This is a genomic window from Cupriavidus sp. FW305-26 (genome assembly GCF_058787975.1).
This window is the reverse complement of sequence record NZ_JBYTAH010000053.1, coordinates 35,247-47,744: the sequence shown is the minus strand read 5'-3', so window position 1 is coordinate 47,744 and position 12,498 is coordinate 35,247. Positions and strand designations below refer to the sequence as shown.

Here is a 12,498-nt window from a genome sequence, read left to right as displayed (position 1 = left end):
GCCCCGGCATGCGCAATGCGCACAGCCTCCGCGGCCCGCCCCACCGCTCTAGCGCATGTCCCTTCTTCACCAGGCCCGCTTCTTCATCACCGTGAACCACCTGCGCGACCTGCCCGCCACGGCCGTGCCGGAGGTGGCGTTCGCCGGCCGCTCCAACGCCGGCAAGTCCACGGCCATCAACATCCTGTGCAACCAGAAGCGGCTGGCGTTCTCGTCGCGCACCCCCGGGCGCACGCAGCACATCAACTATTTCTCGGTGGCGCCGGTCAAGGCGCCCGACCCGCTCGCCTTCCTGGTCGACCTGCCCGGCTACGGCTATGCCGAGGTCTCGGGCTCGGCCAAGTACCACTGGCAGGGGCTGCTGAGCGACTATGTGCAGACGCGCCAGCAACTGTCCGGCCTGATCCTGATGATGGACGCGCGCCGTCCGTTCACGGATCTCGATTGCCAGATGGTGGAGTGGTTCCTGCCGACGGGGCGCCCCATCCACGTGCTGCTGACCAAGGCCGACAAGCTGACCAACAGCGACAACGCCAAGGCGCTGCGCGAGACCCGCAAGATGCTGCAGGGCTACGCCGAGCAGATGGAAACACCGGTGCCGATGACGGCACAGCTCTTCTCCAGCCTGAAGCGCCGCGGCATCGAAGAGGCGCAGGGCGTGATCGCCGGCTGGCTCAACCTGCCGGAAGCGCAGAAGGCCGAAGCCCGGTCCGCAGCGGAGAAGAGCGAGCCGCCTGCTGCCGATCCCGCAGAGTAATCACCAGGTCAGCACGCAAAAAAAAGCCCCGCTGCAAGCAACGGGGACAAACTTTCCCGCCGCTGGGGCGGGTACCCGCTCAGGGAGGAGTAGCGGGGGACACCGCGCCACGCAGGGCGCAACGCAAAGTGTCCGCGAGTATGATAGCGGGCACGCTCAAAAGTTTAGTTTTTCTTCGGCCAGCGGCTTTGGACCGCGCTTTGCCGCGCGCGCCGTGCTTGCCGGCCCGCTTTCCTGTCCAGCCCTACAGTCAAGAAGCCCGCCATGTCCACCTTCCCCGAATACCGCCCGCGCCGCATGCGCCGCGATGATTTCTCCCGCCGCATGATGCGCGAGCATCGCCTGTCGCCGGACAACCTGATCTACCCCGTCTTCATCCTTGACGGCCAGAACCAGCGCCAGGCGGTGGCGTCGATGCCGGGCGTCGAGCGCGTGTCGGTCGACCTGCTGATGCCGGTGGCCGAAGACTGCGTCAAGCTGGGCATCCCGGTGATCGCGCTGTTCCCGGTGATCGACCCGTCGCTGAAGACGCCGGACGGCATCGAGGCCACCAACCCCGAGGGCCTGGTGCCACGTGCCGTGCGCGCGCTCAAGGACCGCTTCCCCGAGCTCGGCGTGCTCTGCGACGTGGCGCTCGACCCGTACACCAGCCACGGCCAGGACGGTGTGCTGGACGACAACGGCTACGTCATCAACGATGTGACCGTCGAGATCCTGGTGCGCCAGGCATTGGCACAGGCCGAAGCCGGTGTCGACATCGTGGCCCCGTCCGACATGATGGATGGCCGCATCGGCGCGGTGCGCACCGCGCTGGAAGACAACGGCCATATCCATACGCGCATCATGGCGTACTCGGCCAAGTATGCGTCGGCGTTCTACGGCCCCTTCCGCGACGCGGTGGGCTCGGCCGCCAACCTGGGCAAGGGCAACAAGATGACCTACCAGATGGATCCGGCCAATACCGACGAGGCCCTGCGCGAGGTGGCACAGGACATCCTGGAAGGCGCCGACATGGTGATGGTCAAGCCCGGCATGCCGTACCTGGACATCGTGCGCCGCGTGAAGGACGAGTTCCGCTTCCCCACCTACGTCTACCAGGTCAGCGGCGAATACGCGATGCTCAAGGCCGCCGCGCAGAACGGCTGGCTGGACCACGACAAGGTGATGATGGAATCGCTGCTGGCCTTCCGCCGCGCCGGCGCCGACGGCATCCTGACCTATTTCGCGCGCGACGCCGCGCGGCTGCTGACGGCCTGAGCGGCTAACCGACAGAGCGCCTATGGAACTGCTAGGCTTCTCGGCCAGCCAGGTACACCCGCTCGCCTCGCTCACCGAGGCGGGCAACTTCCTCGGCGGCAATGCCGCGTCGCTGTTCGTCTGGGCGGATTTCTCCACCGAAGAAGTCACCGCCGCGCCGGATGCCTGGCGCGAGAGCATGCGCCAGCTTGCCGGCGCGCCGATCCTGGACCTGCACCTGGCCGACGCCACCAATGCCGCGCATCCGTCGTATTTCGACACGACCAATGCGTACGACATGGTGATCTTCCGCAAGCTCACCTTCGAGACCAGCCGCGCCATCGCCGAGGCCGAGCCGCAGGACCCTGTGGCCGGCACGGCGAAGCCGTCCGCTGCCGAGTCCGCCGCCCGCCAGAAGCGCTATCCGCCCGGCTTCCTCCCGGCACTGGCCAAGATCGACACCCAGCCGGTCACGTTTTTCGTGTTCGACACGGTGCTGGTCACGGTGCGCTCGGGGCAATCGCGCACCGTTGACCAGGTGCGCCAGCGTCTGATCGAGCTATGCCAGGCACCACGCCCGCAGGCCACGCCCGTGCGTGGCAATGGCCAGCCGCTGCTCCACGGCGTGCGCCCGCCCAGCCGGCCCGAGGACCTGATGCTGCGCCTGCTCAATGCGATGGTCGACCGTTACCTGGAACTGCGCGCGCCGCTGACGCGCCAGCTCGACCGCTGGCAGCGCGCGCTGCTCAATTCGCGCCGCAGCTTCTCAAGCTGGGAGGGACTGCTGGATGCCCGCATCCAGCTGCGCAAGCTGGAGCACCTGAGCGAAGAGCAACGCGACGCGCTGCAGGAATTCCGCGACAGCCTGCTCGACAACCGCTTCAGCAGCGACCAGCCCGGCGGCCCGGCCAATGCGCCGGGGCGTGACGAGGTGCTGCTGGTGCGCATCAACGACGTGATGGAGCATATCCAGCGCGTGCTGGCGCACGCGCGCCGGCTGGAGGATTCGATCGAGTCGGCGGTGCAGATCCACTTCTCCGCGGTGGCGCACCGGACCAACCGCACCATGCGCGCGCTGACGCTGATCACGGCGCTGTTCATGCCGCTGACGCTGATCACCGGTGTCTTCGGCATGAACTTCGACCGCATGCCCTGGCTGCGCGAGCCGCACGGGTTCTGGTGGTCGATCGGCCTGATGGGCGCCGTGGCGCTGGGGCTGGCCGCGCTGTGGGCGCTGGGGCGGCGGCTGGAACGGTAGCCACCGCGCAGCACTAGGTACGCGTCAGGTGCTGGTACGCGTGCCGAAGGCCCGCTCCAGGCTTTCCAGGAAGCGGTTGGCCGACTGGTAGCCGATCACGCGCACCGGGCGCTCGCGCCCGTCAGGCCCGAACAGGATGATGCCGGGCGGCCCGAACAGGCCGAAGCGCTTGAGCAGCGCCTTGTCGTCGGCATTGTTGGCGGTCACGTCCGCCTGCAGCAGCACGATCTCGGACAGCCGCGCGCGCACGCGCGGATCGACGAAGGTCATGCGCTCCATTTCCTTGCAGCTGACGCACCAGTCGGCGTAGAAATCCAGCAGCACCGGTTTGCCTGCGGCGGCGGCCTGCGCCACGCGGGCATCGAGCTCGGCCACGCTGCGCACGCGCTCGAAGCGCACCGCCTGTGCGCCGGCAGCGGCTTCCGCGCCACCGCGTGCCACGCTCAAGTGCGACAGCGGCTGCAGCGGATCGCGCCCGCCCGAAGCCACGCCGATCAGCACGATGGCCGCTGCGATCGCGAACAGCACGCCCACGCCCTTGCCCACCCGCGCCAGGTTGCGCGGATCCGGGCCCAGGCCGTCAAAGGCGCCCAGGAATACCGCCGCCACCAGCAGCAGCGCCGCCAGCGCCAGCATCGAGGCCCAGGCCGGCAGCACCGGCCCCAGCATCCACAGTGCCACACCCAGCAGCAGGAAGCCGAAGAAGCGCTTGGTGACCTCCATCCAGCGCCCGGCCCGCGGCAGCAGATTGCCCGCGCCCACGCCCACCAGCACCAGCGGCACGCCCATGCCGAGCGCCATGGCGAACAGCGCCGCGCCGCCGATCACGGCGTCGCGGGATTGCGCGATATAGGCCAGCGCCCCGGCCAGCGGCGCGGTGACGCAGGGCCCGACGATCAGCGCCGAGATCGCGCCCATTGCCGCCGCACCCGCCACCTGGCCGCCCTGGCGGCGGTTCGACGATTCGGTCAGGCGGGTCTGCCAGCGCTGCGGCAGTTGCAGCTCGTACAGCCCGAACATCGACAGCGCCAGGGCCACCATCAGCGCTGCGAACAGGCCCAGCACCCACGGTGTCTGCAGCGCGGCCGACAGGCCCTCGCCCAGCAGCCCGGCAGCCACGCCGACCGCGGTGTACACCACCGCCATGCCCAGCACGTAGGCCAGCGACACCACCAGCGCACGGCCGCGCGTGACGTGCTCGCCCACCACGATCGAGGACAGGATCGGCACCATCGGCAGCACGCATGGAGTGAACGTCAGCAGCAGGCCCAGGCCGAAGAACAGCGCGGCGATCAGGGCCAGGTTGCGGCTCGCCAGCGCGCCGGCGATGCGGTCGCTGTCGTCGGCGCGCAGCACCGCGGGGGCGGCTGGCGCAGGGGCAGGCACGGCCGCCGGCGCATCCGAGCGCCCGCGCTTGCCGAACAGGTCGGCCAGCCCGCTGCCGCCGACCTTGTACACGCTCTCCATCGGCGGATAGCACAGGCCCTTGTCGGCGCAGCCCTGCGAGGTGACCGTCAGCGACCACTTGCCGTCGGCCGGCGCCGCCTCCACCGGCACGCGGATGACCACGCTGTCGCGGTAGGTCTCCATCTCCTTGCCGAAGGTCTCGTCGAACTTGACCTTGCCCGGCGGATACGCCGGCATTCCCAGCTTCACGTCGGCGGGTTGCGCGGCAAAGGCGAAGCGCTCGCGGTACATGTAGTAGCCGGGGGCAACCTCGAAGCGTACCTCGACAGTCTTGTCGTCAAGCTGGCTCGCGGCGAAGCGGAAGGCCTGCTCCGGCGGCAGGAAGTCGTCTTCGGTGGCGGCATGCGCGCCGCCCGCCAGGCACACCCAGGCCAATGCCGCCAGCAGCGCTGCGGCAATATGCCGCGCCCAGACCTGCCCGCGCGCGCGCTCCGGAAGTGCCAAACCGATTGTCATCTCGCTGTTTCCTGTCTGTCTTGAACTGGGGGGGCGGCGTACCTGCTGCTGCGCTGCGGGCGCGGTTGCCCCTACTTTGCCGGCCCTGAGGCGGTCTCGGTCTCGCTGCTGACCCAGGCCAGGTACGGCGCGTAACCGGCCGTCACCGGCCACGCTATGAGTTCCGGCACGTCGTAGGGGTGATGTTGCCGGATCACGGCCTCCAGCGCAGCGTAACGTGCACGCGTGGTCTTGATCAGCAGCGGCCACTCCTGCGCGCGCTCCAGCTTGCCCTGCCACCAGTACTCGGACTCGACCGGCGCCAGGCGGTTCACGCAGGCGGCGGCGCGCGCCTCCAGCACTACCTGCGACAGGTGCGCCGCGGTCTCGGCATCTGGAGTATTGGTGATCACGACGATCACCTCGGCCGGATCGCCCGGGGCGCCGGCATCCGGCTGGCTGGCATGGCTTTGCATCGACATCTCCTTGCGGCAGGCACGGCGGCGGCCCAAAAACAAAAGAGCCAGGCAGATGCCTGGCTCGATTGTAAGCGGTGTGCCCGTACCCGTCGCCGCAGCGGCGGGCGGGAAACTACCTTATTCCGCGGCTTCTTCAGCCGGGGCTTCGGTGATTTCCGGACGATCCACCAGTTCGACCAGCGCCATCGGCGCATTGTCGCCCTGACGGAAACCGAACTTCAGGATGCGGGTGTAGCCGCCCGGACGGGTGGCGTAGCGCGGGCCCAGTTCGGTGAACAGCTTGGTGACCATGTCGCGGTCGCGCAGACGGGCGAAAGCCAGGCGGCGGTTGGCAACGGTGTCCTTCTTGGCCAGCGTGATCAGCGGCTCGACAACCTTGCGCAGTTCCTTGGCCTTGGGCACGGTGGTCTTGATCAGCTCGTGCTGGAACAGCGAGTTGGACATGTTGCGCAGCATCGCGAGACGGTGCGACGAGGTGCGGTTCAGTTTCCGCAGACCATGACGGTGACGCATGATGATTCCTTTCAGTTAAGTGTTTGACCAGCTCTTCTATCGTCCGATGCGGCTGGACGCGGGCCGGTAGTCATACGAGCCCTGGCACGAAGCCAGGGCGGTTACCGCGGTGCGGGACCAATGCCCCGCGCCACAATTACTTCTCCAGACCTGCGGGCGGCCAGTTCTCGAGCTTCATGCCGAGGGTCAGGCCACGCGATGCGAGGACTTCCTTGATCTCGTTGAGCGACTTGCGACCCAGGTTCGGGGTCTTGAGCAGTTCGTTCTCGGTACGCTGGATCAGGTCGCCGATGTAGTAGATGTTCTCGGCCTTCAGGCAGTTGGCCGAACGCACCGTCAGCTCCAGGTCGTCGACCGGGCGCAGCAGGATCGGATCGATCTGCGGCGTGCGGCTCGATGCAGCCTCGGCTGCCGACTCGGTGCCTTCCAGCGCGGCGAACACGGACAGCTGGTCGACCAGGATGCGGGCCGACTGGCGGATCGCTTCCTCGGGCGAGATCACGCCGTCGGTTTCGATGTTCATCACCAGCTTGTCCAGGTCGGTACGCTGTTCCACGCGAGCGGATTCAACCGCGTACGAGACGCGGCGCACCGGCGAGAACGAAGCGTCCAGCACGATGCGGCCGATGACCTTGCCCGACTCGTCGCCGAACTTGCGCACGTTGCCCGGCACATAGCCGCGGCCTTGCTCGACCTTGATCTGCATGTCCAGCTTGCCGCCGGCGGACAGATGGGCGATCACGTGGTTCGGGTTGATGATCTCGACGTCGTGCGGCAGCTCGATATCGGCAGCCGTGACCACGCCTTCGCCATCCTTGCGCAGCGACACCGTGACTTCGTCGCGGTTGTGCAGCTTGAACACCACGCCCTTCAGATTGAGCAGCAGGTTGACGACGTCTTCCTGCACGCCGTCGATGGTGGAATACTCGTGGACCACCCCAGCGATCGTGACTTCGGTCGGTGCATAGCCGACCATCGACGACAGCAGCACGCGACGCAGGGCGTTACCGAGCGTATGGCCGTAGCCGCGCTCGAACGGCTCCATCACGACTTTGGCGTGATGGTCGCCCAGAGGCTCGACGGCGATGATTTTTGGCTTGAGGAGTGCTGTTTGCATTAGGTTGTCCTTTTCAATACCCTCGGCTCGTTACACCGATAAGGCTGACGTTTGGAACCTGAAAATCCCATCGCGAGATGGGCGAAGCCCGACCGCGCGTACAGCGCGTCGGGCTGGAAGGGAAGCTTTGCGGCGAACGCAAGCTCTGGGCCGTTCCGCTCGCGTGATTAACGCGAGTACAGTTCGACGATCAGGCTTTCGTTGATGTCGCCCGAGATATCGGCGCGATCCGGCACTTGCTTGAAGGTACCTTCGAACTTCTTCGAATCCACCGCCACCCAGGTCGGGAAGCCCGACTGCTCGGCCAGCGACAGCGCTTCAGCGATACGGACTTGCTTCTTCGACTGTTCGCGGATGGTGACGACGTCGCCAGACTTGATCTGGGCCGACGGCACGTTCAGGGTCTGACCGTTCACCAGGATCGCCTTGTGCGACACCAGCTGGCGCGCTTCAGCGCGGGTCGAGCCAAAGCCCATGCGGTACACAACGTTGTCCAGGCGCGATTCCAGCAGTTGCAGCAGGTTTTCGCCGGTGTTGCCCTTGCGGCGGTCGGCTTCGGCGAAGTAGCGGCGGAACTGGCGCTCGAGCACACCATAGATGCGCTTGACCTTCTGCTTTTCACGCAGCTGGTTGCCGTAGTCGGAGGTGCGTGCACCCGAGGTGCGGCCGTGCTGGCCCGGCTTGCTGTCCAGCTTGCACTTGTCGGCGAGCGAGCGACGGGCGCTCTTCAGGAACAGGTCGGTGCCTTCACGGCGGGAAAGTTTGGCCTTCGGGCCGGTATAACGTGCCACGTTGTCTTCCTTTGATCGATCGCGACGCCTTCAAGACGCGCCGCGAGTCCGTCAACGCAGTACTTCCGCAGTGCAATTCTGCACCCGGGGAGACCGTGACGGACGGTGGGCTTATTAAGCGCGCCCCGTTGCCGGGTACGACGCTGCAAGCATTTACAGTGCGCCGGCATGGGAATGTGCCGCAAGAGACATTCCCTCGACGCAAAACGAAAACCTGCCGCATTAAAATGCAGCAGGTCAACGCGCGATACTACCATATCCGAAACCGGCAGGTAAACCCACCGGGCCCGGACACACCAACGCTCAGATGCGGCGGCGCTTCGGCGGACGGCAGCCGTTGTGCGGAATCGGCGTGACGTCTTCGATGATCGCGATCTTGATGCCCAGCGCGTTCAGCGCGCGGACAGCCGATTCACGACCCGGGCCGGGGCCCTTGATGCGCACTTCCAGGTTCTTGATGCCCTGGTCTTGCGCCACGCGACCGGCGTTCTCGGCAGCAACCTGGGCAGCGAACGGGGTCGACTTGCGCGAACCCTTGAAGCCCTGGCCACCGGCGGTCGCCCACGACAGGGCGTTGCCCTGGCGGTCGGTGATCGTGATGATGGTGTTGTTGAACGAGGCGTGGACGTGCGCAATGCCGTCGGCAACGTTCTTCTTGACCTTTTTACGCGCGCGAGCGGCGTTATTCGGACCTTTTGCCATTAGTTTCTTCCTCTGCCTTCGGCTTTACTTCTTCAGAGCCACGCCGGCCTTGCGCGGACCCTTGCGGGTGCGGGCATTGGTCCGGGTACGCTGACCGCGCATGGGCAGGCCCTTGCGGTGACGCATGCCACGATAGCAACCAAGGTCCATCAGACGCTTGATGTTCATCGTGGTTTCACGACGCAGGTCACCCTCGACCGTGACCTTGCCCACTTCGTCACGAAGCTTTTCCAGGTCGGCGTCGGTCAGATCCTTGACCTTCTTGTCAAACGGTACACCGGTGGCCTCGCAAATCTTGCGAGCGCGCGAGCGGCCGACACCATAAATGGCCGTCAGGCCGATTTCGGTGTGCTTGTGGTTCGGGATGTTAACCCCTGCGATACGTGCCATTCGTCAATCCTCTTTCCGATTAGCCTTGGCGTTGCTTGTGGCGGGGATCCGACGAGCAGATCACGCGCACGACACCGTTGCGCTTGATGATTTTGCAGTTGCGGCAAATGCGCTTAACAGAAGCCAGCACTTTCATAATTTTCCTCTTCCTTCAATTCCTGTTCGCTCACTTCGTCCGGAAGACGATTCGTGCGCGCGACAGATCATATGGGGTCAGCTCGACCGTCACCTTGTCACCCGGAAGAATCCGGATGTAGTTCATTCGCATCTTGCCGGAGATATGGCCCAGTACTACATGGCCATTTTCCAACTTGACCCGGAACGTCGCATTGGGAAGGTTTTCCAGGACCTCCCCCTGCATCTGGATGACGTCGTCTTTTGCCATACCTAGCCTGTACCGATCCGAAGTCAGCGCAAGGTCAGATTGCCCTTGAAATTCGCCTTCTTCAGCAGCGACTCATATTGCTGCGACATCACGTAAGACTGAACCTGAGCCATGAAGTCCATCGTGACGACCACGATGATCAGCAGCGAGGTTCCGCCAAAGTAGAACGGAACGTTCCACCGCAGCACCAGGAATTCCGGCAACAGGCAGACCAGTGTGATATAGACCGCACCAGCCAGCGTCAGGCGCACCAGAATCTTGTCGATATAGCGCGTCGTCTGCTCGCCCGGACGAATGCCCGGAATGAAGGCACCGCTTTTCTTCAGGTTGTCTGCCACTTCACGGCTGTTGTACACCAGGGCCGTGTAAAAGAAGCAGAAAAATACAATCGCAGCAGCGTACAGCAGGATGTAGACCGGCTGGCCCGGCGACAGCGTGGCAGCCAGGTCCTTGATGAACCCGCCAACCGAGCCCGTCGCATCGGACGTGAACCAGCCCGCGATCGTCGCCGGGAACAGGATGATCGACGATGCGAAGATCGGCGGAATCACCCCTGCCATGTTCAGCTTCAGCGGCAGGTGCGACGACTGGCCGCCGTACACCTTGTTGCCGACCTGACGCTTGGCATAGTTCACCAGGATCTTGCGCTGGCCTCGCTCGACGAACACCACGGCGAAGGTCACACCGATCACGATCGCCACGATGAAAATCGCCGCGATGATGCTCATGGAACCCGTGCGGACCAGTTCGAACAGTCCGCCGATCGCGTTGGGCAGGCCCGCCGCGATACCGCCGAAGATGATGATCGAGATGCCGTTGCCCAGACCACGCTCGGTGATCTGCTCACCCAGCCACATCAGGAACATCGTGCCGGTCACCAGCGTAATCACTGCCGTGGCCCGGAACATCAGGCCCGGATCCAGCACCAGCCCAGGCTGCGACTCCAGCGCCACCGCAATCGACAGCGCCTGGAACGTGGCCAGGACCACGGTGCCGTAGCGCGTGTACTGCGTGATCTTGCGTTGCCCTGCCTGCCCTTCCTTCTTCAGCGCCTCCAGCTGCGGCAGCACGATCGTCAGCAACTGCATGATGATCGACGCCGAGATGTACGGCATGATGCCGAGCGCGAAGACGGTAAAGCGCGACAGCGCCCCGCCCGAGAACAGGTTGAACATCCCGAGGATGCCACCCGACTGACTCTGGAAAAGCTTCGCAAGCTGCTCCGGATCGATACCGGGCACCGGAATATGAGCGCCGATGCGGTATACGATCAGGGCCAGCACCAGGAACATCAGCCGGCGCTTGAGGTCGCCGTACTTCGCCGTGTTCCTGGCTTGCGCGCTTGCATTGGGTTTCGCCGTGGCCAAACGATGCTCCGACTATAACTGCCTATGCTGCGATAAATGCCTGTCAGGCTGCGATCTGGCCGCCGGCGGCTTCGATCGCGGCCTTGGCGCCAGCGGTGGCGCCCAGACCCTTGATCGTCACCTTGCGGGTCAGTTCGCCAGCCTTGATGACCTTGGCGCTCTTGACCAGCTCGCCCACCAGGCCAGCTTGCTTCAGGACCAGCAGGTCGACTTCGGCCGCTTCCAGGCGCTCGATGTCACGCAGCGTGACTTCGGCGTTGAACGCCTTGGTCAGCGAGGTGAAGCCGCGCTTGGGCAGGCGACGATACAGCGGCATTTGACCGCCTTCGAAGCCCACCTTGTGGAAGCCGCCCGAACGCGACTTCTGACCCTTGTGACCGCGACCGGCAGTCTTGCCCAGGCCGGAGCCGATACCGCGACCGACGCGACGCTTGGCGTGCTTCGAACCGGCGGCCGGTTTCAGGTTGTTCAGTTGCATCTTGCTCTCCGAGTTCCCGGTATCAGGCCAGAACCTTGACCAGGTACGAGACCTTGTTGATCATGCCGCGCACAGCGGGCGTGTCCTGCAGCTCCGACACCGAGTTGATGCGGCGCAGGCCCAGGCCACGAACAGTGGCGCGATGATCCTCGCGCGTGCCGATCAGGCTGCGCACGAGTTGCACTTTTACGGTTTTCTGCGACATTGCGTTCACCTTAACCCAGGATGTCTTCGACCGACTTGCCACGCTTTGCGGCGATTTCGCCCGGCGTGCTCATCTTCTGAAGGCCGTCCAGCGTGGCGCGAACCATGTTGTACGGGTTGGTGGAGCCGTGCGACTTGGTCACCACGTTGGTGACGCCCATCACTTCGAAGATCGCGCGCATCGGGCCGCCGGCGATCACGCCGGTACCTTCCTTGGCGGGCATCATCAGCACCTTGGCGGCGCCGTGCTTGCCAACGACTTCGTGTTGCAGCGTGCCGTTCTTCAGCGAGACCTTGACCATCTTGCGACGGGCTTCGTCCATTGCCTTCTGAACAGCAACCGGCACTTCCTTAGCCTTGCCCTTGCCCATGCCGATGCGGCCATCGCCGTCACCAACCACGGTCAGCGCAGCGAAACCGAGAATCCGGCCACCCTTCACCACCTTGGTGACGCGGTTGACCGAGATCATCTTCTCGCGGAGGCCGTCGTCGCGTTCGTCCTGTTGGACTTTTGCTTGCATCTTTGCCATGACGTATCTCTCTCTATGCGCTTAGAACTTCAGGCCGGCTTCGCGGGCGGCGTCTGCCAGGGCCTTGACGCGGCCATGGAAACGGAAGCCGGCGCGATCGAACGCGACAGTTTCCACGCCGGCAGCCTTCGCCTTCTCGGCGATGCGCTTGCCAACCACGGTGGCGGCAGCGGCGGTAGCGCCCTTGCCATCCAGTTCCTTGCGCACTTCCACCTCGGCGGTCGACGCGGAAGCCAGCACCTTGGTGCCGCACTCCGAGAAAACCTGGGCGTAAATATGCGAATTCGTACGGAACACGGTCAGACGATTGACTTTCATCTCCGCGATCTTGGCGCGGGTCTGACGTGCACGGCGCAAACGAGCGTCTTTCTTGTTCATCATTGCACCCC

The 12,498-nt window shown here is 64.9% G+C and carries 17 protein-coding genes; 3 read left to right on the top strand and 14 right to left on the bottom strand.

Features of this window, described 5'->3' with window-relative positions:
- Positions 1-55: 55 nt before the first annotated feature.
- The 3 genes from yihA (at position 56) to AC3WQZ_RS25195 (ending at position 3,251) form a co-directional block, all read left to right on the top strand.
- A complete protein-coding gene (yihA, locus tag AC3WQZ_RS25205) occupies positions 56-757 on the top strand; it encodes a ribosome biogenesis GTP-binding protein YihA/YsxC (protein ID WP_010812368.1) in 702 nt (233 codons plus the stop codon).
- 264 nt (positions 758-1,021) lie between these two features.
- Positions 1,022-2,014, top strand: a complete 993-nt coding sequence (hemB, locus tag AC3WQZ_RS25200; RefSeq protein ID WP_010812369.1) for a porphobilinogen synthase — start codon at positions 1,022-1,024, stop codon at positions 2,012-2,014.
- 22 nt (positions 2,015-2,036) lie between these two features.
- Entirely contained in the window at positions 2,037-3,251 is a 1,215-nt protein-coding gene (locus AC3WQZ_RS25195) for a magnesium transporter CorA family protein (protein ID WP_010812370.1), read from the top strand.
- Between the two features lie 24 nt (positions 3,252-3,275).
- Here AC3WQZ_RS25195 and dsbD read toward each other — a convergent pair whose 3' ends face one another.
- The 14 genes from dsbD to rplR form a co-directional block, all read right to left on the bottom strand.
- Entirely contained in the window at positions 3,276-5,174 is a 1,899-nt protein-coding gene (gene dsbD / locus AC3WQZ_RS25190) for a protein-disulfide reductase DsbD (RefSeq protein ID WP_010812371.1), read from the bottom strand.
- A 71-nt stretch (positions 5,175-5,245) separates the two neighbouring features.
- Positions 5,246-5,629 (bottom strand): divalent-cation tolerance protein CutA, encoded by a 384-nt coding sequence (cutA, locus tag AC3WQZ_RS25185; RefSeq protein WP_010812372.1) that lies wholly within the window; start codon positions 5,627-5,629, stop codon positions 5,246-5,248.
- A gap of 120 nt (positions 5,630-5,749) precedes the next feature.
- Positions 5,750-6,145 (bottom strand): 50S ribosomal protein L17, encoded by a 396-nt coding sequence (gene rplQ / locus AC3WQZ_RS25180; protein ID WP_010812373.1) that lies wholly within the window; start codon positions 6,143-6,145, stop codon positions 5,750-5,752.
- 136 nt (positions 6,146-6,281) lie between these two features.
- Positions 6,282-7,262, bottom strand: coding sequence for a DNA-directed RNA polymerase subunit alpha (locus AC3WQZ_RS25175; protein ID WP_010812374.1), 981 nt, complete (start codon positions 7,260-7,262; stop codon positions 6,282-6,284).
- A 167-nt stretch (positions 7,263-7,429) separates the two neighbouring features.
- Positions 7,430-8,053: a 30S ribosomal protein S4 gene (gene rpsD, locus AC3WQZ_RS25170; protein ID WP_010812375.1), complete on the bottom strand. Its 624-nt coding sequence runs from the start codon at positions 8,051-8,053 to the stop codon at positions 7,430-7,432.
- Positions 8,054-8,356: 303 nt separating this feature from the next.
- Positions 8,357-8,755, bottom strand: coding sequence for a 30S ribosomal protein S11 (gene rpsK, locus AC3WQZ_RS25165; protein ID WP_010812376.1), 399 nt, complete (start codon positions 8,753-8,755; stop codon positions 8,357-8,359).
- A 24-nt stretch (positions 8,756-8,779) separates the two neighbouring features.
- Positions 8,780-9,145 (bottom strand): 30S ribosomal protein S13, encoded by a 366-nt coding sequence (rpsM, locus tag AC3WQZ_RS25160; protein WP_010812377.1) that lies wholly within the window; start codon positions 9,143-9,145, stop codon positions 8,780-8,782.
- A 19-nt stretch (positions 9,146-9,164) separates the two neighbouring features.
- A complete protein-coding gene (gene rpmJ / locus AC3WQZ_RS25155; protein ID WP_008642959.1) occupies positions 9,165-9,281 on the bottom strand; it encodes a 50S ribosomal protein L36 in 117 nt (38 codons plus the stop codon).
- A 30-nt stretch (positions 9,282-9,311) separates the two neighbouring features.
- Entirely contained in the window at positions 9,312-9,530 is a 219-nt protein-coding gene (infA, locus tag AC3WQZ_RS25150) for a translation initiation factor IF-1 (protein ID WP_010812378.1), read from the bottom strand.
- A gap of 23 nt (positions 9,531-9,553) precedes the next feature.
- Positions 9,554-10,897, bottom strand: a complete 1,344-nt coding sequence (gene secY, locus AC3WQZ_RS25145) for a preprotein translocase subunit SecY (RefSeq protein WP_010812379.1) — start codon at positions 10,895-10,897, stop codon at positions 9,554-9,556.
- 43 nt (positions 10,898-10,940) lie between these two features.
- The gene (gene rplO / locus AC3WQZ_RS25140) at positions 10,941-11,375 is read right to left on the bottom strand and encodes a 50S ribosomal protein L15 (protein WP_010812380.1); all 435 of its coding nucleotides are present in this window, start codon (positions 11,373-11,375) and stop codon (positions 10,941-10,943) included.
- A 22-nt stretch (positions 11,376-11,397) separates the two neighbouring features.
- The gene (gene rpmD, locus AC3WQZ_RS25135; RefSeq protein ID WP_010812381.1) at positions 11,398-11,580 is read right to left on the bottom strand and encodes a 50S ribosomal protein L30; all 183 of its coding nucleotides are present in this window, start codon (positions 11,578-11,580) and stop codon (positions 11,398-11,400) included.
- A 10-nt stretch (positions 11,581-11,590) separates the two neighbouring features.
- A complete protein-coding gene (rpsE, locus tag AC3WQZ_RS25130) occupies positions 11,591-12,109 on the bottom strand; it encodes a 30S ribosomal protein S5 (protein WP_006160449.1) in 519 nt (172 codons plus the stop codon).
- A gap of 21 nt (positions 12,110-12,130) precedes the next feature.
- A complete protein-coding gene (rplR, locus tag AC3WQZ_RS25125; RefSeq protein ID WP_010812382.1) occupies positions 12,131-12,487 on the bottom strand; it encodes a 50S ribosomal protein L18 in 357 nt (118 codons plus the stop codon).
- Positions 12,488-12,498: the final 11 nt, after the last annotated feature.